The sequence below is a fragment of the Paenibacillus rhizolycopersici genome, assembly GCF_014947195.2.
In the GTDB taxonomy this organism is placed as follows: Bacteria; Bacillota; Bacilli; order Paenibacillales; family Paenibacillaceae; genus Fontibacillus; species Fontibacillus rhizolycopersici.
Genome location: NZ_JADCNN020000007.1, coordinates 36,377 through 62,575, shown reverse-complemented (window position 1 = coordinate 62,575; position 26,199 = coordinate 36,377). Strand labels below are relative to the sequence as shown.

The 26,199-nt window shown below is 51.9% G+C and carries 26 protein-coding genes and 1 other annotated feature; of the genes, 11 read left to right on the top strand and 15 right to left on the bottom strand.

Annotation, left to right across the window (positions count from 1 at the left end; genetic code table 11):
• Window positions 1–213 precede the first annotated feature (213 nt).
• Window positions 214–1,197, bottom strand: a complete 984-nt coding sequence (trpS, locus tag IM700_RS09690) for a tryptophan--tRNA ligase (RefSeq protein WP_193417356.1) — start codon at window positions 1,195–1,197, stop codon at window positions 214–216.
• Window positions 1,198–1,284: 87 nt separating this feature from the next.
• Window positions 1,285–1,550 (bottom strand) — a binding site (T-box leader).
• Window positions 1,551–1,673: 123 nt separating this feature from the next.
• Here trpS and IM700_RS09685 point away from each other — a divergent pair.
• Window positions 1,674–2,648, top strand: coding sequence for an aldose 1-epimerase (locus tag IM700_RS09685; RefSeq protein WP_193417355.1), 975 nt, complete (start codon window positions 1,674–1,676; stop codon window positions 2,646–2,648).
• Between the two features lie 171 nt (window positions 2,649–2,819).
• A complete protein-coding gene (locus IM700_RS09680) occupies window positions 2,820–3,047 on the top strand; it encodes an alpha/beta-type small acid-soluble spore protein (RefSeq protein ID WP_155606147.1) in 228 nt (75 codons plus the stop codon).
• 79 nt (window positions 3,048–3,126) lie between these two features.
• Here the strand turns inward: IM700_RS09680 and IM700_RS09675 are convergent, their stop codons facing one another.
• Together IM700_RS09675 and IM700_RS09670 are read right to left on the bottom strand one after the other, a co-directional pair.
• Entirely contained in the window at window positions 3,127–3,543 is a 417-nt protein-coding gene (locus IM700_RS09675; protein ID WP_155606146.1) for an O-methyltransferase, read from the bottom strand.
• A gap of 204 nt (window positions 3,544–3,747) precedes the next feature.
• The gene (locus tag IM700_RS09670; RefSeq protein WP_193417354.1) at window positions 3,748–5,550 is read right to left on the bottom strand and encodes a M3 family oligoendopeptidase; all 1,803 of its coding nucleotides are present in this window, start codon (window positions 5,548–5,550) and stop codon (window positions 3,748–3,750) included.
• Between the two features lie 109 nt (window positions 5,551–5,659).
• Between IM700_RS09670 and IM700_RS09665 the strand changes: the two genes are divergently transcribed.
• Complete coding sequence (locus IM700_RS09665) at window positions 5,660–5,821, top strand: YycC family protein (protein ID WP_155606144.1); 162 nt, start codon at window positions 5,660–5,662, stop codon at window positions 5,819–5,821.
• Window positions 5,818–6,048 carry a hypothetical protein gene (locus IM700_RS09660; RefSeq protein ID WP_059041126.1) on the top strand — a complete coding sequence of 77 codons (231 nt, stop codon included), beginning with the start codon at window positions 5,818–5,820 and terminating at the stop codon, window positions 6,046–6,048. The genes IM700_RS09665 and IM700_RS09660 overlap by 4 nt, the downstream gene beginning before the upstream one ends.
• Before the next feature lie 107 nt (window positions 6,049–6,155).
• Here the strand turns inward: IM700_RS09660 and IM700_RS09655 are convergent, their stop codons facing one another.
• The gene (locus tag IM700_RS09655) at window positions 6,156–6,854 is read right to left on the bottom strand and encodes a DUF2225 domain-containing protein (protein WP_155606143.1); all 699 of its coding nucleotides are present in this window, start codon (window positions 6,852–6,854) and stop codon (window positions 6,156–6,158) included.
• 50 nt (window positions 6,855–6,904) lie between these two features.
• Window positions 6,905–7,282, bottom strand: coding sequence for a globin domain-containing protein (locus IM700_RS09650; protein WP_193417353.1), 378 nt, complete (start codon window positions 7,280–7,282; stop codon window positions 6,905–6,907).
• A gap of 396 nt (window positions 7,283–7,678) precedes the next feature.
• Between IM700_RS09650 and ylbJ the strand changes: the two genes are divergently transcribed.
• The 3 genes from ylbJ (at window position 7,679) to IM700_RS09635 (ending at window position 11,366) form a co-directional block, all read left to right on the top strand.
• A complete protein-coding gene (ylbJ, locus tag IM700_RS09645; protein WP_193417352.1) occupies window positions 7,679–8,902 on the top strand; it encodes a sporulation integral membrane protein YlbJ in 1,224 nt (407 codons plus the stop codon).
• A gap of 109 nt (window positions 8,903–9,011) precedes the next feature.
• Window positions 9,012–9,815 (top strand): NAD kinase, encoded by an 804-nt coding sequence (locus IM700_RS09640; RefSeq protein WP_155606140.1) that lies wholly within the window; start codon window positions 9,012–9,014, stop codon window positions 9,813–9,815.
• Window positions 9,816–9,872: 57 nt separating this feature from the next.
• Window positions 9,873–11,366 carry a S41 family peptidase gene (locus tag IM700_RS09635; protein ID WP_193417351.1) on the top strand — a complete coding sequence of 498 codons (1,494 nt, stop codon included), beginning with the start codon at window positions 9,873–9,875 and terminating at the stop codon, window positions 11,364–11,366.
• Between the two features lie 30 nt (window positions 11,367–11,396).
• Here IM700_RS09635 and IM700_RS09630 read toward each other — a convergent pair whose 3' ends face one another.
• Window positions 11,397–11,768 (bottom strand): YutD family protein, encoded by a 372-nt coding sequence (locus IM700_RS09630; protein WP_239483754.1) that lies wholly within the window; start codon window positions 11,766–11,768, stop codon window positions 11,397–11,399.
• Between the two features lie 12 nt (window positions 11,769–11,780).
• Window positions 11,781–12,677, bottom strand: coding sequence for a lipoyl synthase (gene lipA / locus IM700_RS09625; RefSeq protein WP_193417350.1), 897 nt, complete (start codon window positions 12,675–12,677; stop codon window positions 11,781–11,783).
• Window positions 12,678–12,844: 167 nt separating this feature from the next.
• Here lipA and IM700_RS09620 point away from each other — a divergent pair, with 167 nt between their 5' ends.
• Window positions 12,845–13,903, top strand: coding sequence for a M23 family metallopeptidase (locus tag IM700_RS09620; RefSeq protein WP_193417349.1), 1,059 nt, complete (start codon window positions 12,845–12,847; stop codon window positions 13,901–13,903).
• A 10-nt stretch (window positions 13,904–13,913) separates the two neighbouring features.
• Here IM700_RS09620 and yunB read toward each other — a convergent pair whose 3' ends face one another.
• Complete coding sequence (gene yunB, locus IM700_RS09615) at window positions 13,914–14,789, bottom strand: sporulation protein YunB (RefSeq protein WP_193417348.1); 876 nt, start codon at window positions 14,787–14,789, stop codon at window positions 13,914–13,916.
• Window positions 14,790–15,058: 269 nt separating this feature from the next.
• Here yunB and IM700_RS09610 point away from each other — a divergent pair, with 269 nt between their 5' ends.
• Complete coding sequence (locus IM700_RS09610) at window positions 15,059–15,415, top strand: hypothetical protein (RefSeq protein ID WP_155606136.1); 357 nt, start codon at window positions 15,059–15,061, stop codon at window positions 15,413–15,415.
• A 60-nt stretch (window positions 15,416–15,475) separates the two neighbouring features.
• Here the strand turns inward: IM700_RS09610 and IM700_RS09605 are convergent, their stop codons facing one another.
• The 4 genes from IM700_RS09605 to IM700_RS09590 form a co-directional block, all read right to left on the bottom strand.
• Window positions 15,476–17,635, bottom strand: a complete 2,160-nt coding sequence (locus IM700_RS09605) for an alpha-galactosidase (RefSeq protein WP_193417347.1) — start codon at window positions 17,633–17,635, stop codon at window positions 15,476–15,478.
• Between the two features lie 55 nt (window positions 17,636–17,690).
• Entirely contained in the window at window positions 17,691–18,497 is an 807-nt protein-coding gene (locus IM700_RS09600) for a carbohydrate ABC transporter permease (protein ID WP_193417346.1), read from the bottom strand.
• Window positions 18,497–19,336: a carbohydrate ABC transporter permease gene (locus tag IM700_RS09595; protein WP_193417476.1), complete on the bottom strand. Its 840-nt coding sequence runs from the start codon at window positions 19,334–19,336 to the stop codon at window positions 18,497–18,499. Before IM700_RS09595 ends, IM700_RS09600 begins: the two co-directional genes overlap by 1 nt.
• Before the next feature lie 213 nt (window positions 19,337–19,549).
• Window positions 19,550–20,854 (bottom strand): ABC transporter substrate-binding protein, encoded by a 1,305-nt coding sequence (locus tag IM700_RS09590; RefSeq protein ID WP_193417345.1) that lies wholly within the window; start codon window positions 20,852–20,854, stop codon window positions 19,550–19,552.
• Window positions 20,855–21,026: 172 nt separating this feature from the next.
• Here IM700_RS09590 and IM700_RS09585 point away from each other — a divergent pair, with 172 nt between their 5' ends.
• Complete coding sequence (locus IM700_RS09585) at window positions 21,027–22,766, top strand: sensor histidine kinase (RefSeq protein WP_193417344.1); 1,740 nt, start codon at window positions 21,027–21,029, stop codon at window positions 22,764–22,766.
• On the top strand, window positions 22,763–24,286 hold the full coding sequence (locus tag IM700_RS09580; RefSeq protein WP_193417343.1) for a response regulator: 1,524 nt from the start codon (window positions 22,763–22,765) through the stop codon (window positions 24,284–24,286). The genes IM700_RS09585 and IM700_RS09580 overlap by 4 nt, the downstream gene beginning before the upstream one ends.
• A 73-nt stretch (window positions 24,287–24,359) precedes the next feature.
• Here the strand turns inward: IM700_RS09580 and IM700_RS09575 are convergent, their stop codons facing one another.
• The 3 genes from IM700_RS09575 to IM700_RS09565 are packed head-to-tail and all read right to left on the bottom strand — an operon-like array spanning window position 24,360 to window position 26,186.
• A complete protein-coding gene (locus tag IM700_RS09575) occupies window positions 24,360–24,872 on the bottom strand; it encodes an HPP family protein (RefSeq protein ID WP_193417342.1) in 513 nt (170 codons plus the stop codon).
• Window positions 24,873–24,886: 14 nt separating this feature from the next.
• Entirely contained in the window at window positions 24,887–25,255 is a 369-nt protein-coding gene (locus IM700_RS09570) for a hypothetical protein (RefSeq protein ID WP_193417341.1), read from the bottom strand.
• Window positions 25,239–26,186, bottom strand: a complete 948-nt coding sequence (locus tag IM700_RS09565; protein WP_193417340.1) for a pyridoxamine 5'-phosphate oxidase family protein — start codon at window positions 26,184–26,186, stop codon at window positions 25,239–25,241. Before IM700_RS09565 ends, IM700_RS09570 begins: the two co-directional genes overlap by 17 nt.
• Between the last annotated feature and the right edge of the window lie 13 nt (window positions 26,187–26,199).

Genomic DNA, 26,199 nt, shown 5'->3' with positions numbered 1-26,199 from the left:
TAAAATGGGAAAGTCGCAAACCCTTCTCTGTCCTTTGATTATGTCATTATGCTCCACCTTCAACAAGAACTTTAGGCAGGGGCAGTCGATTTGCCGTACCTGAATCATCATTTTGTCCCCCTCCGATAGATGGAGGCCGCACGAACGAAAAAAAGGATGGGCCCGAGGCAATAAATTGCCCCAAGCACACCCTTTCCCGTTCTACACCTGTGTTTATTTGCCGACAAACCCCATCAGGCGCTGTACGTCCTGCAACGTTTTCTCGGCCATTTCGGATGCTCTTTCCGCACCTTGGCGCAAGATGCTGCGCAGCTCGCCCGACTCACGGATCTCGCGGTACCGCTGCTGAAGCGGTTCCAGCACACTGACAACGACTTCGGCCAGGTCCTTCTTGAACGGCCCGTACATTTGTCCTTCGTAACGCTGCTCCACCTCGGCGATGGACAGCCCCGAGCACTGGCTGTAAATCGTGATCAAATTGCTTACCTCCGGCTTGCCTGTCGGATCAAATTTCACCTCACGTCCCGAATCGGTCGTCGCCCGGCTGATCTTCTTACGAATCTCGTCCGGCGAATCCAGCAGAGCAATATAGCTGCCCGGATTCGGATTGCTTTTGCTCATTTTTTTGGAGGCATCGTCCAGGGACATGATTCGCGCGCCAACCTCCGGAATATACGGCTCCGGCAACGTAAAGTAGTCGCCGAACCGGTGATTGAACCGGCCGGCCAAATCGCGGGTCAATTCCAAGTGCTGCTTCTGGTCTTCGCCAACCGGCACCAGGTCCGCGTTATAAATCAGAATGTCCGCCGCCATTAAGGCGGGATACACGAATAGCCCGGCCCCGACGGACTCTTTGCCGGCAGACTTGTCTTTGAATTGCGTCATCCGTTCCAGTTCGCCCATCGAAGTGAGCGTCGTCAACAGCCATCCGAGCTGCGCATGCTGCATCACGTGGGATTGCAGGTATACGTTCGCTTTGTTCGGATCGATGCCGGCGGCGATGTACAGCGCAGCCACCGCTTCGGATTGCTCCGTCAGTGCGGCAGGCTCCTGTGGAACGGTGATCGCGTGCAAATCCACGACCATAAAGTTGCAGGCGTGATCGTGCTGCAGCGTAACGAAATTTTTGATGGCCCCGATGTAATTGCCTAGCGTCAGTTTGCCGCTGGGTTGGATGCCGGATAGTACTTTTTTCATGATAGAAAACCCTCCTACATAAGATTTCACGATAACAAAGTTCTGATGCGAGTGTGACCGTTGAAACGCAAAAAGGCCCCACGTCCGCAAAGGGACGTGAGACCGTGGTGCCACCCTCATTCGCCGATTTGGGATTTGCAGGTATCACATGAACACTGCCCCTAGAAAATCGGCCTTATCAATCCGTAACGTGGATCACCCGTCCGGCCTACTGAGAAAAGGCTCTTCACCCTTTCATGTTCAGCACGGCGCTCCGAGGCCCATTCGGCAAAAGCTCCTCCACCGGTTCGCATCAACCACCGGCTTTCTGTAGGACGAATCCTTTGCTTACTTCCCCTCATCTCCGCTGTTTTCGTATTGTATTTATCATAATTTGCCCCGAAGGTGGTGTCAAATCCATTTTTCGTCCAACGGAAAAAGTGTTATGATTAGTCTAGCCTTAAGGATCTTGATTATGTGGGAAAAGGAGCAACGATATGAAAAAGGTGACCAAAGGGCAATGGAACGGTTACGATACGTACATCTTACATAGCCGCGAACTTGAAGTCACGCTGCTACCCCGCCTCGGAAATAACGTCATTCGTATATGGGACAATGTCCAGCAGCGCGATGTGCTGCGTCATCCGGAAGAAAATGAACTTGATTTCTATTTGCAAAAGCCCTATCATTTCGGCATCCCGCTCTTAACCCCTCCTGGGCGTATTCGTAGAGGGCACTTCACGTATGCCGGGCAAGAATACCAGTTCGACCGCAACACGGCGAACGACAACCACATCCATGGTTTACACCGGACGCAAAGCTGGTGTGTAAGCGATATTGAAGAAGATGATGATGGCTGCGCCATTACGACGGAATTCGTAACCTCTGACGATCCCGGCTGGATCCGTCAGTATCCCGAGCCTTTGAAGCTAGAGATGACGCTCCGGCTGCAGGGGGCAAGCTTAAAGCAAACCTTTAAGATTACCCACCTGGGTCATAAGCCCGCTCCTTTCGGTTTGGGGCTGCACACCTGGTTTAGGATTGATGGAGAACCCCAGCGCTGGAATCTGCAACTGCCGGTGTCGAATCTGTTCGTTTCGGATGAGGAAAATATCCCTACCGGGGAGACGGCTCCGTTAGGGGATTGGGAGGCACTGAATCCGGGGATGAATCTGCAAGGTGTCAATTGCGACACGATGCTGCGCATCGGCAACAAACCGGTTGAAGCCCTGATGATGCGAGAGGATGGCTATGGACTGCGCTATTCGGCCGATCCGGAACATTTTAAGTTTTGGGTCATCTATTCTAAGGGGGAAGCAGATCAATTTTTCTGTATCGAGCCTTATACCTGGCTGCCGGACGCTCCAAATTTGGCCCTCCCGGCCAATGAGACCGGACTCATCGAGTTAACCCCTCAGCAGACGCTGGAATTAAATCTTTCCCTGGAGATGATCTATCCGGATCACGGATGATCCCATCCTATTTTCAAAATTTCCGCCTTCCTAGGAGGCGGTTTTTTTGCGTTGTGACGCGGTTTTCGAGCCGAATGAAATAATTACCACTGCCCTAGCTTTGGATCTTCCCGCATATTTTGCACCCTACGAACCATACTAACATCACTAACGCCAAAGGAGGTGACAAACATGGCAGGTCAAAGCCGCGGAAGCCGTAATAACCTTGTTGTTCCTCAAGCGACCGCTGCGTTGCAACAAATGAAAATGGAAGCAGCGCAGGAATTGGGCGTACAAATCCCGCAAGACGGTTACTATGGGAACTATACTTCCCGTGAAACCGGATCTCTTGGAGGTTATATCACAAAACGTTTGGTTCAACTGGCGGAGCAGCAATTGTCGGGTCGTTCGAACCTGTAACTTGCATACTCCTATTACCCTCTATAGAAACAGGCGGTCTGCTTAGCAGATCGCCTGTTTCCCTTTGTCGGTTGAAACCTCAGGAAGACAGGTTCCCATATGTATTTGTACCGTGATCTTTATGTGGATACCGTTGGATTAGTAAATTGGCCATGTTATAATTCGATTCCATGACCGCGTCGATAACTACGGCACCCTGACGTAATGCAAATTCGTAGCTGATCTCGCCATGCGTCCAGTACCGTTTGAACTGAAGCGCTTGAATCGCCATCATCCGAAAAGAATGGATCTGTTCCGCATTTAACCCACGAGCATCTTCACTAAGCTGCCCGTTTCTGCCGGCAATCGGATTGTGGCGGATGCCAAACTTACCGACGGTATTATTCCGGATCTGCAGAAATACGGTTCCCGAAGATAACCCCGCCAGTTCCTCCTCCAGCTCCTTAAAAACCATGTCGATCTGCCTAACGAGTGAAATTTGCTCAGCTTTCAGCATATCCTCCCACCTTTCCCCCAAAAGATTGCAACCTATGATATAGGGCTTATGTCACATTATAGGATAATATTTCCTTTATATCAACAATATGCAACATAAATGGTTATTTATACCTATTTAGGATGGATCTTTCTCCCCTTTCCGACAAAAAGCTCCAAAGAAAATAGGCCCCCACTCGAGGGGGCCCAAAGAGTATCCGTACAGTTACTTGGTCAGTTCCAAGAAAGCGTCGACGTCGGCCACATTCACCGCCATCGCTTCACGCCAGAAATCCGGCTTTGTTAAATCAACCCCAAGATGCTTGGCGGCAAGTTCTTCCACCGTCATCCGGCCGGTATCCCGCAAGAGCGCATCATACTTGGCCGCAAAGCTTTGGCTTTCCCGCTGCGCCAGGGCATAGAGCCCGGTACTGAACATATATCCAAAGGTGTACGGGAAATTATAAAAAGGCACGTCCGTGATATAGAAATGCAGCTTGGAGGCCCAGAAATGGGGATGATAACTGCCCAGCGCCTCCTGGAACGCTTCGCGCTGCGCTTCCTCCATCAGCTCGGACAACTCGGCAGCATCCAGCACGCCCTGCTGGCGTTTCTCGTAGAACCGGGTTTCGAACAAGAAGCGGGCATGAATATTCATGAAGAAGGCCACCGAATTTTGTACCTTGTCGGCAAGTAGGACGATCTTCTCCTGATCATTCGCCGCATTTTTCACGAAGGCATCGGCCAGGATCATCTCGGCAAAGGTCGAAGCGGTCTCCGCTACGTTCATCGCATAATCCTGATTAAACATCGGCAATTCTTCCATTACGGATTGATGATACGCGTGCCCAAGCTCATGCGCCAGCGTGTAGACATTGGAAACCGTGCCGCCGAACGTCATGAAAATGCGCGTCTGTTTGCTCTTCGGCAGGGAAGTACAGAATCCGCCGGGGCGTTTGCCGGGACGGTCCTCCGCCTCGATCCAGCGTTTGTTAAACGCCATCGTGGCGAACTCAGCCAGCTTGGGACTAAAATTACCGAATTGCTTTACGATATCTTCTGCTGCCTGTTCATACGTTATTTTACCGGTTGCTTGCCCCAATGGGGAATCCACGTCGGTCCAGCTCAGCTTATCCACGCCAAGCAGCTTGGCTTTGCGTTCCAGATAAGCGACGAACTTCGGTTTATTTTCGACGATCACCTGCCACATCGCGTCCAATGTAGCCTTAGACATCCGGTTGATGGCCAACGGTTCCTTCAGCACATCGTCCCAGCCGCGTTTCTCGTACAATTTCAGCCGAAACCCTGCCAGACGATTCAGCGTATCGGCACAGTAATCCTCCGACTTTGTCCATGCTTCTTCCCAGCTGGCAAACACGCGCTCCCGTACATTCCGGTCCGGATCATCCAGCTTATTGGCCGCCTGGCCTACCGATAACGTCTTGATCTCACCATTCGCCTCTTCAAAAGGCACGCCTACTTTGGCGACGATCGTATCATAATGCTGGCCCCATCCATGGTAGCCGTCCACCGCCAAATCGGAGACCAGATTCTCCAGCTCCGGCGCCAGCTTCTCCCGGGCCAGGTCCCGTTTCTCGGAGAGCACGAAGGAGATTGGCGCGATTTCTTCCCGTTTCATCCACGCTTCCCAGACCTCGTCGTTCGTCATCCGAAGAACGTTCCAGAATAATGTCATGACATTGCTAAAGGAAGCGCCTAGAGAAGTGATTTTCGCGTCCAGCTGAACGGCTTTCTTATCATGTTGGTCCTGCGCCGTCAGACAGCCGACAAAGCTGTTCGCCTCATACAGTCGGGCTGCGGCTGATTGCAGGTCCGCAATCAAGCCATCCAGCGCCTTCGTCTCCTCCAGTGTGGATGGGGCCTCCAGTTCTTTCAGCATGGCCTGGTACCTGGTAATATCCCGTTCCAAAGCTTCTAGATGATCGCGCAGTGCCGCGGACGCGGAGCCTCCCGGAAAAATGCTTTCTAGTTCCCAAGTGGGTTGAATGTTTTCGGCAAATCGTGACATAGATTCGCTTCCTTTCCGTATCGTTATTATTGATGGCTTATGGGGTAACAGTGTATGCTAATAGTGGTTGCACTATTAACTAGCCGACAGAATATAGGAGGGATATTCGATGAAACCGTTGCAAATTTCGGCGGATACCGCCGTGAAATTAGCCGCAAAACTCAAAGTGCCGATTGAGCACCTTATGCATATGCCGCAGCACATTCTATTGCAAAAAATCGCTGAATTAGCCAAAGAAGAGGCGGGCAACCCGCCTGCCGATTCGGAATGATCCCTTTTAATCAGTCGTGGCCCTATGACGTCGTCATGGGGGACGTTTATGTACATGAATGCCCGTTTTGCTCCAGCAGCAACGTGCTGCTGCCGCTGAAGCCCCGCGAGCTGAAGACGATCCATGAAGGGAAGAAGAAGCTGCTTGTCTTTCCCTGCTGCGGGAACAAGCTTCATGTCCTGGACTGCGACAACGATTACCTGTTAACCGATACGGTTGTTCGGTAAATCCAGCCGCTGAATTCCAAGACGCCTAGGAAAATCGATACGCAACGAAGGGCCGTTTCTTCCGAGACGGCCCTTCTTGATGCTTAACTCCCGTGAAGGCTTGTCCGTCAACCGCGCATTTCTTCAGGCAGCTCGTGCCCGCCGCTAAGCATTTCCTCGCGAAGCAGCGCCCACTGTTCGCGGGAAGCCCGGATCATTGCCGCATCCACAATTCGCTTGTCGTTGATGACGCGTCCAAACCATTTGACCGCATCGTTGTAATTGCCAACCCGCCGGTACAACTCGCCGATCAAATACATCAAGCGGGCATCGCTGCCGCCAACGCCTTCATTTTCGTATACGCGGATATAGGCCTCCAGCGCAAACTCCAGAAACCGTTTCTCCTGTTCGACATTGCTTTGATACCGGTACAGCCAAGCGATGTGATGCAGCAAGCTGGCAATGATCCGGTCGGTTTCTCCGATGGTCTGGGCGCAAATCAACGCAAGCTTGTAGGTCTCCAGCGCCGTTTCCCAATCGCGATGGCCGCCGTAGCTCTTCTTGTTGAATCGGCTGGCGATCGCGTCCTCGAATAGAGCGTTCTGCCGGTCGGTCAGGCGGGATACCGAATTCTCCGTCGAAGCAAATCCGCATGAGGGACATACCCGAACCACATAATAATCCGGGTTCTCCTTCTGATAATATCCGCAAAAGTCCGTATCCGTGCGTATGGCCCGTTTAAAGCTGGGACGCACGCGCGAGGTTGAAAATTCATTTTGGCAATGGATACAAGTGACTTTGATCTGATACAGAGGTTCAAGTTCCAAATCGTCCTACTTCCTTTCAATAGTCCGCTCGGCGGATGATCTGTTATCGACTAAGGTGTATTTACAAAATGAAAAGCCGGACCGGACAACCGCTCCAGCACGAATTCTCGCAACGGCTCCTCGACCCCTATCTCCTCCAGCGCGGCACTCATGCAGGCCAGCCAGGCCTCGGCGCGTTCCTGGGTTACCGGAAACGGCAGATGCCGAGCACGCATCATCGGATGGCCAACGGCGTCGGAATAGAGCGAAGGTCCGCCAAAAAACTGCGACAAGAACATAAATTGCTTCTCCATCACCGGGGTAATGTCTTCCGGGAATAAAGGGCCAAGCAACGGTTCACGCTGAACCCGGGGATAGAAGGCCTCCACCAGTCGCCGAATCGTCTCTTCACCGCCAAGATTGTCGTATAGGCTTGCGCCTTGATTCATCAGTTCACCGCCTCCGTTTTTCCTTATTATATCAAAAAAAAATAAAAGCTCCTACCGGAGCTTCTACTTATATGCGGGTCTGGAATCTATCAGTAGCTGCGCCAATCCTCTTCGCCGGAATGGACGAGAGAGGCGCGGATAACATAAACAAAAGCACAGACAAGGATCCCTGCGACAATGCTCATGAACATCACTCCATCCACAAAATTTGGCTGCTGCCACGTTTAGGATCGGATCATAGCTGGTTCAAAAGATCCAAATTGGTCTTCTAGAATCATTTTAACATAGAAGTTCAGAAATATCAGCTCTTCTTGAAACCGCTTCCTTTATTTTTTTGTGCTGTTTGTCCCAGCCAAAACATACACTTCACTATGATTTGATGTGGAGGCGTACCCCATGGTATTCAAACGCTTGACGGCTTTTCTATTCCTCTTTGCCGCACTTTTGCTAGCCGTACTGATGATCAGCTACCCGGAAGCCTCCTGGCAAGCCGGGGTCCGCGGTCTGGCCATTTGGTGGGACGTGCTGTTTCCGTCCCTATTTCCATTCTTTGTGATCTCCGAAGTCCTGCTTGGCTTTGGAATTGTCCATTTTCTCGGCAAGCTGCTTGATCCGTTGATGAAACCGGTGTTTCGGATCCCGGGCAGCGGCGGTTTTGTACTGGCCATGGGATTTGCTTCCGGCTACCCCGTGAGCGCCAAGCTGGCTACCAAGCTGCGCGAGCAGCGTCTCGTTTCCCGAGTAGAAGGAGAACGTCTTGTCTCCTTTACCACGTCGTCTGATCCGATCTTTCTGATCGGGGCGGTTTCGGTTGGCTTCTTCGGTAACCCGAAGCTGGCCGGCGCGCTCGCGTTATCCCATTACGGAGGGGCACTCTTGATCGGGCTGGTCATGCGGTTCTACCGCCCTGACCGCAACGAACCGGCAAGTCTCGATGAAGGTGGCGAATCCGGTCGCTTCAGCCTGAAGCTGGCGCTGAAGGCGATGCACGAGGCACGGATTCAGGACGGCCGCAGCCTCGGGGAACTGCTGCGGCAAGCGGTCGCCTCTTCCCTGCAACTGATGACCGTCGTCGGCGGCCTCGTTGTATTTTTTTCCGTCATTCTTGAAGTGCTCACCGCTTCGGGCTTCATGAACTCTTTATATGCCGGGTTTCGCCATCTACTGCCGCTCTTGGGGCTGCCCAACCAGTTGGCCGAACCCTTGATGGGCGGTCTGTTCGAAGTGACCCTGGGCGCCAAATCGGCCGCGGCGCCGGAAGGAATCCCCCTCATGTTCAAAGCCGCAGCAGCCGCATTCATCCTCTCTTGGGGCGGCCTATCGGTACATGCTCAGGTAGCCAGTATCTTAAATGGCGCTGACCTGCGTTATTTCCCATTCCTCGTGGCTCGTTTCCTTCACGCCGTGTTATCCGCCGGGCTGTTGCTGCTCATCTGGAATCCTCTCATGGGGGCCGCACCGGCTTGGGCTATCGCTTCGCCTAAGTTTGGACGAGAAGAGGTCCTTTACGGTTGGCAGGCCCTTCCGGGAGCGCTCCGATTCTTTCTGATGACGATGGCGATCCTGCTTATTTTGTCATTCCTGTCCGGATTCATTCATCGCATGCGGCAGCGAAAATGAAACGTTGTGTTCTGCTGGTGAATTGATTATGATCTTTACAAAAGGATATTCAAGCGCGTGTTCAAAACGGCGTTTTTTTGAACAGCCTCTTTCAAAGGAGCTTGTCAACTTGAGATACTATGTACTTGACCGTGGGGACCAACTATCCGTCGAATTAAGCCAAACCTTCCATAAGCTCGCGGCGGAGCAAGGGCTTGAGCTGGATGCGAAATCCCCGGATATCGTCGTCTCCATCGGTGGAGACGGCACGATGCTTCATGCCTTCCATACATTTATCGATCAAATTTCTTCCATCGCCTTCGTCGGGATTCACACCGGCCATCTGGGTTTTTACGCCGACTGGAAAGCGGACGAAATACCCGAACTGGTGCAGATGATGAGCGGACATTCGGATCCCGGATTGCTTAGGCCCCGCATTGTCCGTTACCCCTTGATCGAGCTGGAAATCCAGAAGAAATCGGGGACATCCTCTCACATCTGCCTGAACGAGTTTACGCTGAAGGGCGTCGACGGGACCGTTGTTGCCCAAGTGGATATCAACGACCAGATGTTTGAAATGTTCCGCGGCGACGGCATTTGCGTATCCACCCCTTCCGGCAGCACCGCTTACAACAAAAGCTTGGGGGGAGCCATGATCCACCCCACGATTGAGGCGCTGCAGATCACGGAGATTGCTTCCATCAACAATCGCGTGTTCCGGACGTTGGGTTCCCCGCTAGTGCTGCCCAAGCATCATCACTGCGATATTTATTCGCGTAAGGAACAAAATTTATTGCTGACGATTGACCACGTCAATCTGCCGATGAATGATCTGGTCTCCGTCCGCTGCCAGGTCTCCGAGCGGAAAATCAGCTTTGTCCGCTACCGGCCGTTTCCGTTTTGGAATCGGGTGCGTAACGCGTTCCTGGATTAATTGGACGGGGAAGACAAGCTCCTGAATATCGAAATTTATGTAAAGGAAGAACTGAATATGATCTTAACTTCATTCCGCAAGTATGCATTAATCCCGATGTTATCCCTCGCGCTGCTGGGCTTGCCGCAAGCAGCCGGAGCGGTGAAGGCGGCTGGAACAGCAAGTACCGCCGAGGCCGGAACGATCATTCAACTAGGTTCGACGGAAACCTCTTCCGATCTCCAAGCGCTCCAGGAAGTATTGGATTATTTGGAAGCTTACAATATTGAAGGGGTGGAGCGCCAAGAGTTCCTGGATAATGCGATCCGCGGCATGGTTTATTCGCTGGATGACCCATATAGCGATTATTTCTCGAAAGAGGATCTACAGGATTTCGAGAATGGCGTAAATCAGGAATTCGTGGGCATCGGAGTTACACTTCGCTTCTATAACGACAAGCTGTACATCACCGATGTGTTGCCGAATTCCCCCGCATCCAAAGCAGGTCTTCAAGCGGGCGATATCATCACCAAGGTGGACGGGCAATCGGTAACCAGCAGTGAGGACGTGGCGCGGATTCAGGGGGAGGAGAACACCCAGGTCAAGATCACGGTTAACCGGACCGGACAAGCTTTGGTTTATCCGATTACGCGAGCCCATTTCTCGCTGCCTTCGGTTACCGGATCGATCATTCCTTCGAGTAAGGTCGGTTACATCGCGATCTCCTCCTTCTCTGATACGGCGGACGAGGAATTCGTACAAAAGCTAACCTCCCTGCGCCAAGCTGGGATCGGTGCACTCGTCTTGGACCTGCGCGACAATCTTGGGGGTTACGTGGAGTCGGCCGCCAATATCGCTAAGCAGTTTATGAAAAATGGGGTCCTGATGTATACCACCGATCAAAGCGGCGAACTGCAGCCCGTAGAGATCACGGGCGGCGAAGACATCGGGATACCGGTAGTAGTACTAACCAACGGGCTCTCCGCCAGCGCTTCGGAAATTCTGACAGGGGCACTACGCGACAACGGGATCGCCAAGGTTGTGGGTGCACAAACTTACGGGAAAGCTCGGATCCAGAACGTGTTCCCGTTATCCAATGGCAGCTCCCTGAAGCTGACGGTTCAAGCTTACCTAACACCAAAGAAACTGGATTTCAACCACGTTGGTTTGAAGCCGGACTTGGAGGTAAAGAACAACGCGGCGGCGCAGTTGATTACCGGAATGTATGAAGCCGGCGTACGGCATGTCAGCGTAAGCGGAGGACCTGCTTCGTTGAACATTAACGGAACGGCTTTCCCGGGTTATATCGATGTCCTTCAGAGCGGTAAGCAAGTGTATGCTCCTTCCCGCTTGTTGTCCTCGCTGATTCAAGCCACCCCAGCCTGGACTCCAAGTAACGGGAAATTAACCGTCACGGATCACCTCGGTAAGCAAACCGGCTTCACGTTGGCCGCCAAAACGGCCAAAATCGTGGATGGCGAATCCTATCTGGAACTGCACGAGTTCCAGAAGAAATTTCCGAAGCTGACTTGGAGCTATAAACAAGGCCTTCTGAACTTATCCATAAACTAATTTCATAAGACGAAATAAAACGGCCTCCGATTATTCGGAGGCCGCTTCTGTTTCCTGCAGCTGTTCGACTTTTCCGTTTCCCGCGTCTTTGTCCTTAGGGTTGTCCTTGTCCTTATGGTTGTCCTTCACCTTCTGCAGGACGAAATAAGCGCAGCCGAAATTGCAGTATTCATTGATATAATCCGTGATCCCGGAATAAGCCGTATCTCGATTCGCCTTGGGATGATTGTCCCGCAGAAAGCCCTTAAGGCGGAGCTTCTCGTAACCCCAATCGCCAATAATATAATCGTAGCGGTCAAGGACCTCGCTGTACCGCTGCTTAAAAGCCTCGGGATCCCAAGCCTCCCGATAATTCTGAATCAGTTCGTAGGTTCTGCCGCCGATTTGAATCAAAGGATCCATCCTCCTTCTGGTTTACGACGAAGCGGGAACGCCTGCTTGTTTCTTGGCCGAATTGACCTGTTCATGGGCGTGATACGAGCTACGCACGAGCGGACCGGATTCCACGTGGCTGAAGCCCCGTTTCATCCCTTCTTCTTTCAACTCCGCAAACTGCTCGGGCTTGTAGTACTTCTCTACGCGCAAGTGCTGTGGCGTGGGCTGCAAATATTGTCCAATTGTCAAAATATCGCAGTCCACGGCCCGCAAATCGTCCATCGCCTGCAAAATCTCGTCCCACTCCTCGCCGACACCCAGCATGATGCTGGATTTCGTCGGAATATCCGGCTTCATCGTTTTCGCCCGCTGCAGCAGTTCCAGGGAGCGGCGGTATTTCGCTTTCGCCCGGACACGGTCGGACATCCGTTCCACCGTTTCGATGTTGTGGTTCAAAATATCCGGCTTCGCTTCCATTACGATACGCAGCGCTTCTTCGTCGCCCTGAAAGTCCGGGATAAGCACCTCTACGTTGCAGAGGGGCAACCGTTCGCGTAGCGCCTTGATCGTCCCAGCGAAAATACTGGCCCCGCCATCCTTCAGATCGTCCCTGGCCACGCTGGTAACGACGCAATGCTGCAAGCTCATTTGCTCCGCCGCTTCAGCAACACGCTGAGGTTCCTGCAAGTCAAGCTCGGTCGGCAGACCGGTATTTACCGCACAGAAGCGGCAGGCCCGTGTACAAATATCGCCCAAAATCATAAACGTTGCGGTGCGGTTCGCCCAGCACTCATATATATTCGGACAGCGCGCTTCTTCACAAACGGTATGTAAGGTTTTGGAGCGCATCATTTGCTTGATATCTTGGTAATTATCCCCTGTTGTTAGCTTGATACGAATCCAATCCGGTTTCGGTTCCTGGATTTGTTTTGCCAAAGCGCAAGACCTTCCTTCTTGTGATTTAAGCCGTAGCGCCATTTATTATATCATGAAACCGCTGGAAAAACCTACTTCGCAAAATGGAATAAAAACACAACATTTGCCTCAATCTAAGAGAGGTCACGAATCGCGTGCAAAATAAAGGCGAAGGAGGAATACTTGCCTTGAAGTCTCATCGATTTGCCCGCGGCAAAGCGGTTTGGTGTATCGTCAGCGTGTCGCTTCTCACCTCGTTATGGCCGGGAACAGGGATTGGCGCTCTCGATGCCGATGCCGCCCCGGGGACATCGGCAGAAGCGGTAACCAGCGTTTACGATCAAAGGCGCACGTTATACGAGGAAATGGAGCTGTTGACTAAAGTTCCCTGGTATTGGCTTGCCGCAGTGGATCAGTACGAACGTACCATCACGCCGCGGAAGGAGCAACAGCAGCTGGAACAGCGTATAACCGGATTCCGTTTCAAGGAAGCCTTTTGGACCGGCCCGCTTAATCCGGATCCTGAGGACCGGAACCCGGCCACGATCGAGTTATTTGGCGGCAGCGGGAAAGACGCCACCGCCGATGGCGCAGCCGATCCGAAGAACGATCGCGACGCCTTGTTTACATTGGCTTCTTATTTAACCGGTTTCGGCTATAAGGAAGAGGACTTCCGCATTGCCTTATGGCGTTACTATCAAAACGACTCTGCCGTAGAGCGAATCCGTCAATTCGCGAAAATGTACAGGAACTGGGGACGGCTGGATTTGAGCGACAGCGCATTCCCGCTTCCGTTACGCAGCATCTATACGTTTCGCGATACTTGGGGTGATCGGCGCGGCTGGGGTGGACTGCGTATCCATGAGGGAACCGACCTGTTCGCCCCGATGGGCGTAACCGTGCGCAGCGTTTGCTACGGGGTGGTGGAAACAAAAGGGTGGAACCCCTACGGCGGCTGGCGCATGGGAATTCGGGATATCAACAACCGATACCACTATTATGCGCATCTGCAAGGTTATGAAAAAGGCATTGAAGTCGGCCATTTCGTCGAACCAGGTCAAACCATCGGATGGGTTGGCAGCAGCGGTTACGGCCCGCCGGGGACATCGGGAAAATTCCCGCCGCACCTGCATTACGGGATCTACCGGGATACCGGAAGCACGGAATGGGCGTTTGATCCTTATCCACTGCTGAAAAAATGGGAGCAAGCCGAACGTTCCAAAAAAAATAAAAGGGCGTCCAAATAACCGGCGCCCTTTAATTATGTCCCCCTGCATTTGTTTCTGAATTGGAAGGTATCTCCGTGCCCGTATTCCCTGACTCTGCATTTCCACCAGCTTCTCCCGCTCCGTCGGCCCCGTCCGGCGTAACCGTCTCCTCCTTAGTTGTCGGCGGTTCGGCCGTATCCGTGCCACCCGGCAACGCGGGAAGAGCAATGTTCGGTGCATCTGCTTGGCCCTCGCCGACCGGATTGCCCTTACTGTCATAATAATACATGGGTACATCCCCGACCACGAGCAGGTAAGAGACCGGGATTTCCGTTTCCACCGCCTGTGATTCCATATCAAAGGGGACAACCACGGCCAGTTCCGTTTTCACCCGAAGGTATACTTCCACAAGAATCATATTAATGCCGGCATCCTGGCGTCGGGTGTTCAAGTCGACCTTCACATCCCCTTTCGGCTCGATCTTGATCGGAATACTCGGACCAAAGGAAGCCAGGAGCGGACTACCCAAGGCTTGCCCCAGCGGGATGGTTTCCGATAACCGGGCCACTTCGTCCAGCGTGTGCCGAACCGTTTGAATCGTCTCGGAGGTCACCTTCATGTGCGCGGAGTAGTTCAGCATAAATCCGGTGATTTTTCCGTTATCGTCCGTCTTCCAATCGATCAATTGCCCAACTTGTTCTTGATTCGCCACCTGAGCGGTAATCGCATCGTTGATCGATTCGGTGGCGATCTGTTTGACCCGAATCTGAGCCAAGTGAACGATCGGTCCTGTCATCCGTCGCTCCACATACTGAACAAATTGAACCATACCAATGATGGTAATGATCACGACAGCGATCCAGACTTTCCGTCTGCGCTTCGGCCGCCTTGTCCGGCTCCGCCATCCGCGGCGTCGTATCCGCATGTTTCACCCCCCCTGCAGCGGGAAAACTTCTAAAGCATGTTCTATATTTCCATCTCTAAAAGTTATGCGGGACAGGAGGAAAAAAGAAGGACGCGCAGGTGGAAACGGAAACTTGTATGATTTGTCTCTTGATTTTTCATAATCAATTGCTTATAGTTCTCTAGTATCACTTTTTTAGTCGTAAAGTTCTAGAAATCGGCTTCAAAAGCTCTCATGATTTGTGATATAGTATTCAATATAGCGTATAAATATACGAGGGGATCAACATCATGAACAGCCCAAAAACATTGTATCAAATCACCGTAGAGTTAAGGAAAGATCAGCTTGCATCCCGCATAACACCGTGGAGATTGCTCGTCGAGACGAATCGTTATTACGAGATCAAACCGATCACTGGATCGGTCAAACGGCTGTATAAAGAGAAGCTCAACACCGCCATCCAGGAAACGAAACATTACTCCGACGGCATCCTGGCCATTTCCGCCTTCTGCCAGGAGGAGCATATTGAGGATATACGTTCGCATCTCATTGAACAATTGGATGCTAAAATCAATAATTATTTAAAGGATCTAGAATTGAACAAAAAAGCGCTTTGCTCGAAACTAGCCATCAACAGCTTTACCTAAAGTAAACCCCGAAACCATAGTTTCGGGGTTTTATGATTCGGGATAAAGCTTAGAGCTCGATTAGTCGATGATCTTCAAACGAACCGAATAACTATAGTAGTCTTTCAGCTCCGCAGGGATCCCAATTCCGATTGCCATCAGCCGATCCCCTCTCATGACAAGTCCGCTCTCCTCGACCTTATAGAGCTTATCAGGATCCAGTCCTTTTAAACGCAACTTACGTTGCGGAGCATTGGGCTCCGCCAATACTTTGAAATAGTACGCCAAGGCTTCGCTGCGATCTTCGGAGACGAACATCCAGGCCGCTTCGTGCCCGGCAAACGGGCTGACCAGACGATACATATCGCCCTGCTGAACCAGTGAACGGATCTCTTTATACCGCTTGATTTGCGCTTTGGCCAAATCCTTCTCCTCGTCGCTGAAGCGGGTCAGATCCATCTCATACCCGAAATTGCCTGACATCGCTACATCGCCGCGCATTTGGAGCGAGGTGACCCGGCCCACTTGATGGTTCGGCACCGCCGATACATGGGCTCCCATAGCGCTTACCGGATAAACGAAGCTGGTCCCATACTGAATCTTCACCCGTTCAACGGCATCCGTATCGTCACTTGTCCAGGTTTGCGGCATGTAATACAGCATGCCTGGATCAAATCTTCCGCCGCCGCTGGCGCAGCTTTCGAACAAAATGTTCGGGAAGCGAGTCGTGAGGCGCTCCAGCAGCTCGTATAAACCTAACATATAGCGGTGCGCGATTTCTGCCTGTTGCTCTGGACCCGCCGTGGCCGACCCGATCTCCGTCATGTTGCGGTTCATATCCCATTTGACGTACGAGATCGGCACGGTGCTGAAGATCTCGCTTAGGTTATCGTAGATGTAGTCACGAACGTCCTGCCGAGAGTAATCCAGGATCAACTGCCAACGGAATTCCGTGCGGCGCCGGCCTTCCACGTGCAAACACCAGTCGGGATGACTTCGGTACAAATCGCTGTCCGGGGAGATCATTTCCGGCTCGAACCACAACCCGAACTGTACTCCAAGGTCGTTGACCCGCTTGGCCAAATTCGTTAAGCCACCAGGCAGTTTGCTCGGGTTAGGCGTCCAGTCCCCCAACGAGGAGTGATCATCCTCGCGGCGCCCAAACCATCCGTCATCCAGAACGAATAACTCGATCCCCAGTTCCGCCCCGGCTTTGGCGATGTCCTCGATCTTCTCCTCCGTAAAACTGAAGTAGGTTGCCTCCCAGTTATTGACCAGGATCGGCCGCACGCGATCGCGGTGCACGCCGCGGCACAGCCGCGTCCGGTACAATCGGTGATACGTCCGCGACATCTCGCCGAACCCGGCACTCGAGTAAACCAGTACCGCCTCCGGCGTTTGGAAGGCTTCGCCCGGTGCGAGTTGCCAGCTGAAATCAAACGGATTGATACCGATCCCCACCCGGGTTGTGCGGAATGGCTCCACCTCGGCGGAGATGAAGAAGTTTCCGCTGTAAACAAAGCTGAAGCCGAACACGTCGCCATGATCCTCGTCCGCATCCGGAGCAGCTAACGCGAGGAATGGATTCAGCAGATGCCCGCTGGCGCCTCTGCGACTTTCGATCGTCGTGCCGCCCGGACCGAGCGGACGGCGCTGAACATGCGCCTCCCGGTTCCAGGTGCCAGCCAGATACACCGCGTCCAGATCGGAGCGCGGCATATCGATGCTGGCGCTGAGCGCACGCAGCAGTTGCAGCGGCTGCTCGCCTTGATTGTCAATCCGAACGGATCTGGCGATGGCCGCGCTGTCCTCAAACACGCTGTAGCTCAGCGTAACGATCAACCCGCTGTAAGCGTCGCGCAGCTCCAACTCCAGCGTCTCGCCTTCGTTCTCCGTCTCGCAATAGACGGCCGGCAGCCCTTCCAGCTGGGGCTTCCCTTTCAGGATTCGATAAGCGCTGTAAACCAGCTCGGTGATCCGGCTGCCATCGCCCAGACGAACTTGATACGCCGGGCTGCGGAAATCGCCGGTGCCGTATTGCGGATACTCCTGCGGCAGCCGGTCCAACAAAAACAACGGGCCTTCGGGTAGATCCACAAAGCTGTGCGGCTGTTCCTCAAACGCCAGTTGCTTCCCCCAGTAAACATGCGCAGGATAACCGTTAACGATTTGCATGATGTAGCTTGTTCCTTTGGACTGCAAGTGAAAGATCCCCTGCTCCTCATATACGCGTATCGCCATGTTTCTTCTCCTTTTCCCGATAAGCATTCGCTTATTCTCTTATTCTCTCAGCCCATTAACCCTTCACCGCTCCGTCTGCCATCCCTTTAATGAAATACTTCTGCAAGAACAGGTAGACCACCGTCAAAGGCATCATGCCCATCAAACAACCGGCCGCGACCCAATTAATATTGCTCTGGTGCTGACTGATAAACATCGATAAGGCCACAGGAATGGTTTGTCTTCCCGATTTCTGCAGGAAGAACACTGAGAACTGATAGTCGTTCCAGATTTGCACGCCAACGACAATAATGATCGTTGCTACGATCGGCTTCAGCAGCGGTAAGATGATCCGGAAGAAAATCGAGTACCGACTGCAACCGTCAATCAATGCGGCTTCATCCAGCTCTTTTGGCACATTCCCCATAAATCCCGTAAGCAAGAAAATCGTGAGCGGCAAAGCAAACGTCACTTGCAGCAGGATGATCGACCAGTATTGGTTCAATCCTCCGATATCCACGACGAACTTGTACAAAGGAACCAAAATGGTCAAGCTCGGTACCACCAAACACGAAATGCACAAGGAATAGATAAAGCTGTTCCATTTCGTCCGGTTGCGGGCCAGCGGATAGGAGGCAAACGCGCCGACGAGAATGACGAGGAGCACCGAGAAGACCGTGACGGTCAAGTTCGTCATGATCGCTTTATCGATATGAGCCCGCGTCCAAGCATTCACGAAGTTATCCCAGTATAACGTCGATGCCGGCTGCCATTTGCTGCTGGTATCCTCCGGCGGCTTGAAGCTCAAGTTGATAAGCAAGTAGAACGGAATCAGATGAATCAGACAGATCAAGCTAAAGACAACTCGTCTCGCCGTTTTCATTACGCCCGCACTTCCTTTCTACGCAGGAAATGCAGTACGGTCAAGCTGAGGACGCAGATGAGCAGGAACATCACGTTCCCCATGGCTGCGGCATAACCGGCATCCTGTCTGGCGAAATACAGGTTATACATCATCGTGGACAAGGATTGGGAAGCATAACCCGGCCCCCCGTTGGTCAAAGCGACGATAACGTCAAACAACTTCAGTCCGCCGATCAGATTAATGACGACGTTCACCGTAATGGCTGGCGCTAGCAAAGGCCAGGTCACATTGGCGAAACGCCCCCACCAGCGGGCACCGTCGATTTGCGCGGCCTCGTAATATTCTTTCGGAATCGACTGCAGTCCCCCCAGGTAGATGATCATGGCGATCCCCAAATATTGATAAGTATTAACGAAGGTAATGATCCAAACCGCTCGCGAACCATTGGCTAACCAGTCTGCCGGTTCCATCCCGAGCAGAAGCATGATATCGTTAAATGCCCCGCCGTCATATTGAAAAATAAAGTAGAAAATATAACCCATAATGAGCGGGCTAATAATGACCGGCATATAAACGATCGTCCGTGCCAATCCTTTGCCCCGGATCTTGCTGTCCAGGAACAGGGCATATGCAAGCCCGATCAGGTTTTGCAGCAGGGTGCTGCCAACACCGTAGATGAGCGTATTTTTCATCGTTGTGCCGATATTTTTGTCATGAAACATCCGGGCGTATTTCTCGAAGCCAACCCAGCTATAATCCTGGGAATATCCGTCCCAGTTGGTGAAGGAGATTTGAATCCCCTTGATTAAGGGGTAAAGGATAAAGACGCCGAATAACAGTAGCGCCGGCAAATACATGAAGTTTAATGCGGTTGTTGATTGGAAAAATGTTCGAAGAACCCCCGGCTTGCTGAGATTTGACCGAGATGGGCTTGCGGGTTTGATGGGTTCTGCTTGCACGGTTTCTCCCCTCCTCTTGGTTGTTGCGCTTTATGTCTGTTTGTCCTTCACTAAAGGGATAGCCCGTGCAGTTCATGCCGCCGGGCTATCGATCTTTAGTGCGGGTAGAACTTATTTATCCGCCGCGCGCAAGCGTTCATATTCGTTTTTCATATTCGTAGAGAACTCTTGAACGGTAATCCCGCCGGCCAACAGGTCTTGACCGTTCTTGCACAAGACGTCCCACATGCCGTTTGGCAGATACTCGCGGTCAAAGAATGGGATGACGCGCAGGTTTTCATACGTTTTGAAATCCTCGGTAAGATCGCCCAAGTTTACGTCGACACCCTTCAGGCCAGCTGGCAAGACCATCGCACCCGCTACTCTAGCGACATTCTCCGGTTTCGCATAGAAGCTTACGAACTTCTTGGCTGCTTCAATATTCGGAGAATCTTTCCAAACGCCCCAAGTTGTCTTCTCCCCGCCGGCAAAGGTTGGTGTATCCCCTGGCTCGATCGAAGGAATTGGCAGCAAACCGCCTTTTACGTCTGGGTTGGTCTTCTTCGCTTCTTCTATAATGTATGGACCGTAAGCGAAGAAAGCGGCTTTCCCTTCCGCAAACGCTTTCGCAGAATCCATGTATTTTGCGGTAAGCACGTCTTTGTTCAAGTATCCGTTCTTTTGCAGATCCAACAACATCTGAGGCAGTTTATCGAATTGAGTCCAATCAAAGGTGCCATCGAGAAACTGTGCCGCATAGTTTTGTTCCGCGCTAATGAAAGCCGGAGTCGCGAAGTAATCGAAGAACTGTCCGAGCGGCCAGGAATCCGCGCCGCCTACATGGAACGCCGTCACTTTCCCCTCGCTTTTCGTCTTGATTTCCTCAGCAGCTTTCATCACCTCATCCCAGGTTTGCGGGACGGCGATGCCATACTGCTCCAGGACAGCCTTGTTATATACCAAACTCGATTTATCTTGATCCATCGGCAAGACATACACTTTGCCGGATTCATCCGTCACCGCTGGTTTGATCGCATCGTGGAGCTGGGAAGCCCATTCTTCGCCTTGAAGATCCGCCAAATATTCGCCGTAACGGACCTTGGCCCAGCCATGCGTTCCGAATACATCTGGCATTTCATTGGAAGCCATTTTGACTTTCATAATGTTCTCATAGTCTGCGCCAGGTGCACTGAAATCGACCTTAATTGAAGGATTTTCCGCTTCAAACTCTCTGGCAATCGCTTCGATTACCGCACCTTGCTCCCCGGCAGGGGTGCTGGACATGACGGTAAGCGTAATTTTCTTGTCGCTTGGCTTGTCACCGGTCGAATCAGCCGGCGCAGCTGAGTTATTGCTGTTGTTGCTCGAACCGCAGGCCGCGAGCGACAGGGAAAGCGCTAACACAATCCCGAGCTGTAACCCTCTTGTTCTTTTCATGAGTATCCCCCTTATATTTTGTAAGATTGCCTTACGAATCCATCATAAAGGTAAACCCCCTTTTTTTGTACGACACCATTCTCCAATGAAAGCGCTCTTTTCTACACTCCCACCGTTTCTAATTGACGTTTGGGCAGAAAGGAAGCTAAGGTTAAAGGGAAGGGGGAGGAGCATGCGCTTTTTTCAAACGCTTCGGTTTAAACTTACGATTCTCTACTTGCTGTTTATCGTCGTTCCCTTTGTCATCTCCGCCTTTGCCCTTCCTTCTTACATTAAAGGGATGCTGATGCGAGAGACGCAGAAATTAACGATATCCACGATGAATGCCGTCTCAAAGAACATCGAAACCTATCTGGACGACCTAGTCCGTTTATCCACAATGCCTTATCTAAACGATGATTTGATGTCTGCATTGAAAATCAAAGCGAACAATACCTACGAAACCGCTAACGATTATATCAAATTAACCACAGACCGAGCTCTTAAAGGAACGCTGCCGCAATACCTGACGAATACCCGCCCGGATATCTTGAGCACGTTGATTGTACCGGTCAAGGGGCAAGCTTATTTGACGTCGAAGGGTTCGATTTCCCTGAAGCCTGACTTCATCTTTCACACGCAAGATTGGTACCAACAGGCATACAACGGCGATGGACAAGCGGTTTTCATCAGCTCGCATCCCCAGGACTACCTAAACTTGGAATCCGTACCGCAAGCCTTCTCGGTGGCCCGTTTGATTAAGGACCCGGACACGAGACGCCCACTGGCGGTGATCATGGCGGATGCGGATAAGAAGGTGCTGGAGAAAATCGCCAGTGACGTTGACTTTAACGTCTCTTCCATCGTCGTGATCCTGGACCAAAGCGGGAACACCCTATACGCCAACCAAACCGTGCCCGAAGAGCTGAAAGAGCAATTATCCTCTTTTCGCCAGAAAGATCAGTACGAAAGTAACAACTATTTAGGCATTTCCAAAAAAATCAGTCCCGCGGACTGGCGAATCGTCGTGTTTCTGTCCAACCAGGAGAAGAAGGACCAAGTTCGGTGGATTTATATCGTCGCGCTCCTGCTCACGGCGGCTGCCCTATTAGTCACCTTCGGCGTATTGATTTATTTTACCCGCTGGATTGTGAAACCCTTCAAACGGATGAATCATGTCATGCACAAAGTAAAGAGAGGCGACTTGTCCGAGCGGTACACGTTACCCGGCAACGATGAGTTTGCGCAACTCGGTCATTCTCTCAACAGCATGGTTTCCCGCCTGGATGAGCTCATCAACCAGGAGTATTTAGCGAAGCTCGCCCAACAGGATGCCGAATACCGGGCGCTGCAATCGCAAATTCAGCCTCACTTTTTGTATAACACGCTGAACGGATTTATCGGCTTGAACCGGGAGGGCCGTGCGAAGGAACTGGAAACGGCGATTATCTCCTTGAGTTATATGATGCGCTACAGTTTGGAGCCGGTCCATGAGACAACCCTTGAGAAAGAGCTGGACATCCTGCGTAAATATTGCATGCTGCAGCAATTACGGTTTGATGATCGGTTGGCATTCCAGATCGACTGCGACCCGGACGCCGCTTCATTCCCGATCCCGAAGCTGCTGCTGCAGCCATTGGTCGAAAACTGCATCATTCATGGCGTAGAACCGGCCGACAAGGAAATGGTATCCGTATCGGTACGGGCTCGAAGAAGGGAAAGGGATTCGCAGGACTACATTGAGATCTTGGTCAAGGACGACGGCGTTGGGTTTGACCCTTCTGCCTCCAATTCCGAGGACCAAATTGGATTGTCCAATGTCCGAACCCGTCTGACCATGAGTTACCCGGATGCCGTGATGGAGGTGGAGAGCCGGCCGGGTGCCGGAACCACCATCTCGATTTATATTCCGACGAAGGAGTACTCCCTATGAAAATCATCATCGCGGATGACGAGAAGCTGATTCGCTCTACCTTAAGAAGTATGTTGCAGGAACTGGAGCTTAAGAACTTGCCATGCCAGCTGATCGGAGAAGCCCGAAATGGCGAGGAATTGCTAGAGTTATTGCGTAAAGATACACCGGATCTCGTATTCGTGGATATCAAAATGCCGAAGCTTGACGGCATCGAGGCTATTCGGATCGGCAAGACGCTCGCTCCGCAGGCAAGCTGGGTCATTCTTAGCGGGTTTATGGAATTTGATTACGCGCAGCAGGCGCTCCGGCTGGGAGCCAGCGATTACTTGCTGAAGCCGGCCGAGCCGGAGCAGCTGGAGAGATGTGTCCGGGAAGCGATGGAAGGACGCGAACGGGATACCCAATTCCTTGATTATGAATTCGAGCACTGGTTATCGAACCGTTATCGGGAGTTCCAAACGGGGACGGGGACGCAGCCGCTAGACCCCGCTTATGAAGGTTATTGCTTTTTCGGCGTGCTTTTCTATGGAGTTCACCGGAGTAGGCCGTCCGCTTCCCGGTTAAACGATCTGGCCTTGACCATTCAACAGGCTGCGCAAAAGCATGCCCTGGCAAAAGGAATTCGTTGCGGACATCTGCAATTGAGCGAGGATAATCTAACCTCCGTCTGGGCTTGGCCGACTTCGGGCGCTGGATCGAACGACGAGGTTCACCAAGCCCTGCAGCGCCAGATTATGATGGCCCTTGGGCAAGGTCGCCATGGGGAGATGCTCTTCTTCCCAGTGACGGTCATGCCAAGCGAGAACTGTCTCTCGGTGCGCGAACTGTTAGGACAGCTGGAGGAACTGCATGCTGCTTCTACGCTTAGAGCTACCCTGCCGTTAAACAAGCTATATCCCTTGGCCGAGCTTCGTGCTGAGACATCCAGGGAAGATGTTGCCGCCCTCGGCAGATCGATTCATCAACTCATCGGCTTATATCAGGACCGAGATTATGTCGGTTATCTCAATAAATTATCTGCGTTCGGTAAGCAGCATTTGCCTGGGTTGCAAGGGGATCCCGTGCGTTATGAACGGATCACCGTCTTTTTGAGAGAAGCGATCTGTCCTGCCCTTCAGGTGGAACTTCCGCCTGCAGAATGGATCGAAGCCCTCCAGCATCAAGGGGACCTCCTATTGATCCAAGAGGGGAAAGGTGCCGCTGCCGCAAGCGGTGACCTTGTGAAGCGGGCGATGGACTACGTAGACGAGCATTATCAAGAAGATATTTCCATCGGCTCTTTGGCGGAGGAGCTTCAGGTGACCCCCAATTATTTGAGCTCATTATTCCATAAAAAACAAGGCATCACCTTCGTCAAATATGTCACTAGCATCCGTATGCTGAAGGCCAAGGAATTGCTCCTGACCGAGCCGGACGCTAAGGTTCAGAATGTTGCCCAACGCGTAGGCTATTTCAGCTCCCGCCACTTCACCAAGCTGTTTGTCGATTACTATGGCTGTTATCCTTCCGAAATCCGCAAGAAGTTGGGGGATACCTAAAAAAGACCGGAAGAGATCTTTTCAAGCAGATCCTTCCGGCTTTTTGTTTTTGATTCTTTGTTTTCCGCCTCAACTAATACCAAAAGGTAGGGTACTTGCGATGACGATGCAGGTTATTGATAATTATCGCGATAACCACGATAAGAACAGAACCCACAAGTACGGGTGTAACTAGAAACGACCATCCGCTGCCTGCAAGGATAACCACTATCGGATCAGCCCCCGCGGGCGGATGCGTTGTTTTCGTCAACATCATGGCTGCAATGGCGCTGCCGACTGCCAAACCTACAACCCATACACCGTCGCCGAAAAGATGAAAATAGACTAAACCAACAAACGTAGAGACGAGATGTCCTCCTATGATGTTCCGTGGCTGCGATAGCGGGGCGTCCCAGATCCCAAAAGCAAGTACACAACTCGCTCCGAAAGGAGCCATAATCCATACGGCAGAAGTCATATCGGTTAAGAGGGAAAGCAAGGAAATCGTGACCAGGCCGCCTACAAAACCCATCCCTGCGTTTCCCGGCACCACTTTTAGCGGGCTGCTTCCAGCCCCCTTCATTTTATGTAAATAGGTTCGGATCATCCCGCAACATCCCCTTACAGTACAATTGGAAAATACCCATCTTTTATATATTGGGCGAACGGAAGATGTCCTCCCGTGTTTTCATTTCCGACAAGCGGCACCCCAGCTTCCTGCATTTCATCCGCGGTATCGAAGAATCCGGAACATGCTTGGCAGCCGCCTTTGACGATCCCCGACTTCATCGCTTGCTTATACACAGCGTTGAAAGGGTGCTCCGCCTTGCTGAACTCATTTGGCCACTCCGTCCCTGCTCCGTCGAAGAGGATATCCACTTCGAACCCTTCCTCGTGAAGCTCATATCCATACAGCAATCCGTGAACAGCCTTCCCTACATCCTGTTGATTCGCTTGGATAATGATCACAAATTTATTGGCTATTGTCATTGAAGCCAACCTCCTGATTATAAATTAGTGGTTGCGATATTGATGGGCTTGCCGGGGAAAACTCGTGAAATTCCCACATGATCGGTGTATCGTTCTCGATGTATATCACTTCGTCGATCGTGTACCTGACAAGCCTTTCCGCCCCTGGAACCCGGGAAATCTGCGCCTTGTCCCAGATCGTCTCGGTACGTCCGCTTAGCTGCAGTGAATGTCCGCCGTTAAAATCGATAAACAGCAGCCCGGCAGCTGGATTGCTGTATAAATTCCCAAGCGTATTATACATGGAGTTGCCGAAATAATCGGGAAAAAGCAATGTTCGATCATCTTCAATCTTCACGAATCCCGGCTGCCCCCCGCGATGCGAGGCATCCATTTTCCTTTCCGAACTGGCACTTCCGATAAAAAAAGTATCGGCCTTTCGAATCCAATCCTGTTGTTCCGCATTGAGGGCATGCCCGCGTTGGGACAAACGTTCCCTTCGGTAGGTTCCGCTTCCGGGTTGCAGCGAACGCTTCTGTATATATTTGGGGCAGTTGCCGTATGCCTGTTCGACCGTTACCCGAAGCTGCTCCCCGTCATATACACCCTTTCCATTGATTCTCATCCGAATTCTCCGGAAGAAGTCGATCGCTAAAAGACCAATATCGGGACGGTCCTGCAAGTCATGCCAGATGGGGTCGCTCGTCACTGGTTGTGAGCTCACGGTAAGTTCCTTCTCCGAGACCACGTGGATGAACCCTGGTTCACCCGTCAAAAACGAACACCATACTTTCCCGTCATTCGCCATGGTGGAACAAACGATCAGCGATTGGGTTCGCAAATATGAAAAAGCTCCTTGAACCACAACAGACTTGATACTCAAACCGTTCCGCTCTGCAACGATTTGCTCTCCGGCCAACGCCTGAACTGCCAATTCCCCGGCATGGTACACTCTGCTCTAGCCA

What these genes read in the sequence shown, in the direction of transcription:
- IM700_RS09600 (WP_193417346.1), bottom strand. Translation starts at nt 18,497, where the DNA reads ATGAAAACGGCGAGACGAGTTGTCTTTAGCTTGATCTGTCTGATTCAT.
- IM700_RS09585 (WP_193417344.1), top strand. Translation starts at nt 21,027, where the DNA reads ATGCGCTTTTTTCAAACGCTTCGGTTTAAACTTACGATTCTCTACTTG.
- IM700_RS09630 (WP_239483754.1), bottom strand. Translation starts at nt 11,768, where the DNA reads ATGGATCCTTTGATTCAAATCGGCGGCAGAACCTACGAACTGATTCAG.
- IM700_RS09650 (WP_193417353.1), bottom strand. Translation starts at nt 7,282, where the DNA reads ATGAATCAAGGCGCAAGCCTATACGACAATCTTGGCGGTGAAGAGACG.
- IM700_RS09675 (WP_155606146.1), bottom strand. Translation starts at nt 3,543, where the DNA reads ATGCTGAAAGCTGAGCAAATTTCACTCGTTAGGCAGATCGACATGGTT.
- ylbJ (WP_193417352.1), top strand. Translation starts at nt 7,679, where the DNA reads ATGGTATTCAAACGCTTGACGGCTTTTCTATTCCTCTTTGCCGCACTT.
- IM700_RS09660 (WP_059041126.1), top strand. Translation starts at nt 5,818, where the DNA reads ATGATCCCTTTTAATCAGTCGTGGCCCTATGACGTCGTCATGGGGGAC.
- IM700_RS09575 (WP_193417342.1), bottom strand. Translation starts at nt 24,872, where the DNA reads ATGATCCGAACCTATTTACATAAAATGAAGGGGGCTGGAAGCAGCCCG.
- IM700_RS09670 (WP_193417354.1), bottom strand. Translation starts at nt 5,550, where the DNA reads ATGTCACGATTTGCCGAAAACATTCAACCCACTTGGGAACTAGAAAGC.
- IM700_RS09685 (WP_193417355.1), top strand. Translation starts at nt 1,674, where the DNA reads ATGAAAAAGGTGACCAAAGGGCAATGGAACGGTTACGATACGTACATC.
- IM700_RS09595 (WP_193417476.1), bottom strand. Translation starts at nt 19,336, where the DNA reads ATGTATTTGCCGGCGCTACTGTTATTCGGCGTCTTTATCCTTTACCCC.
- IM700_RS09635 (WP_193417351.1), top strand. Translation starts at nt 9,873, where the DNA reads ATGATCTTAACTTCATTCCGCAAGTATGCATTAATCCCGATGTTATCC.
- IM700_RS09570 (WP_193417341.1), bottom strand. Translation starts at nt 25,255, where the DNA reads ATGACAATAGCCAATAAATTTGTGATCATTATCCAAGCGAATCAACAG.
- IM700_RS09590 (WP_193417345.1), bottom strand. Translation starts at nt 20,854, where the DNA reads ATGAAAAGAACAAGAGGGTTACAGCTCGGGATTGTGTTAGCGCTTTCC.
- IM700_RS09665 (WP_155606144.1), top strand. Translation starts at nt 5,660, where the DNA reads ATGAAACCGTTGCAAATTTCGGCGGATACCGCCGTGAAATTAGCCGCA.
- IM700_RS09680 (WP_155606147.1), top strand. Translation starts at nt 2,820, where the DNA reads ATGGCAGGTCAAAGCCGCGGAAGCCGTAATAACCTTGTTGTTCCTCAA.
- IM700_RS09580 (WP_193417343.1), top strand. Translation starts at nt 22,763, where the DNA reads ATGAAAATCATCATCGCGGATGACGAGAAGCTGATTCGCTCTACCTTA.
- trpS (WP_193417356.1), bottom strand. Translation starts at nt 1,197, where the DNA reads ATGAAAAAAGTACTATCCGGCATCCAACCCAGCGGCAAACTGACGCTA.
- IM700_RS09610 (WP_155606136.1), top strand. Translation starts at nt 15,059, where the DNA reads ATGAACAGCCCAAAAACATTGTATCAAATCACCGTAGAGTTAAGGAAA.
- IM700_RS09605 (WP_193417347.1), bottom strand. Translation starts at nt 17,635, where the DNA reads ATGGCGATACGCGTATATGAGGAGCAGGGGATCTTTCACTTGCAGTCC.
- yunB (WP_193417348.1), bottom strand. Translation starts at nt 14,789, where the DNA reads ATGCGGATACGACGCCGCGGATGGCGGAGCCGGACAAGGCGGCCGAAG.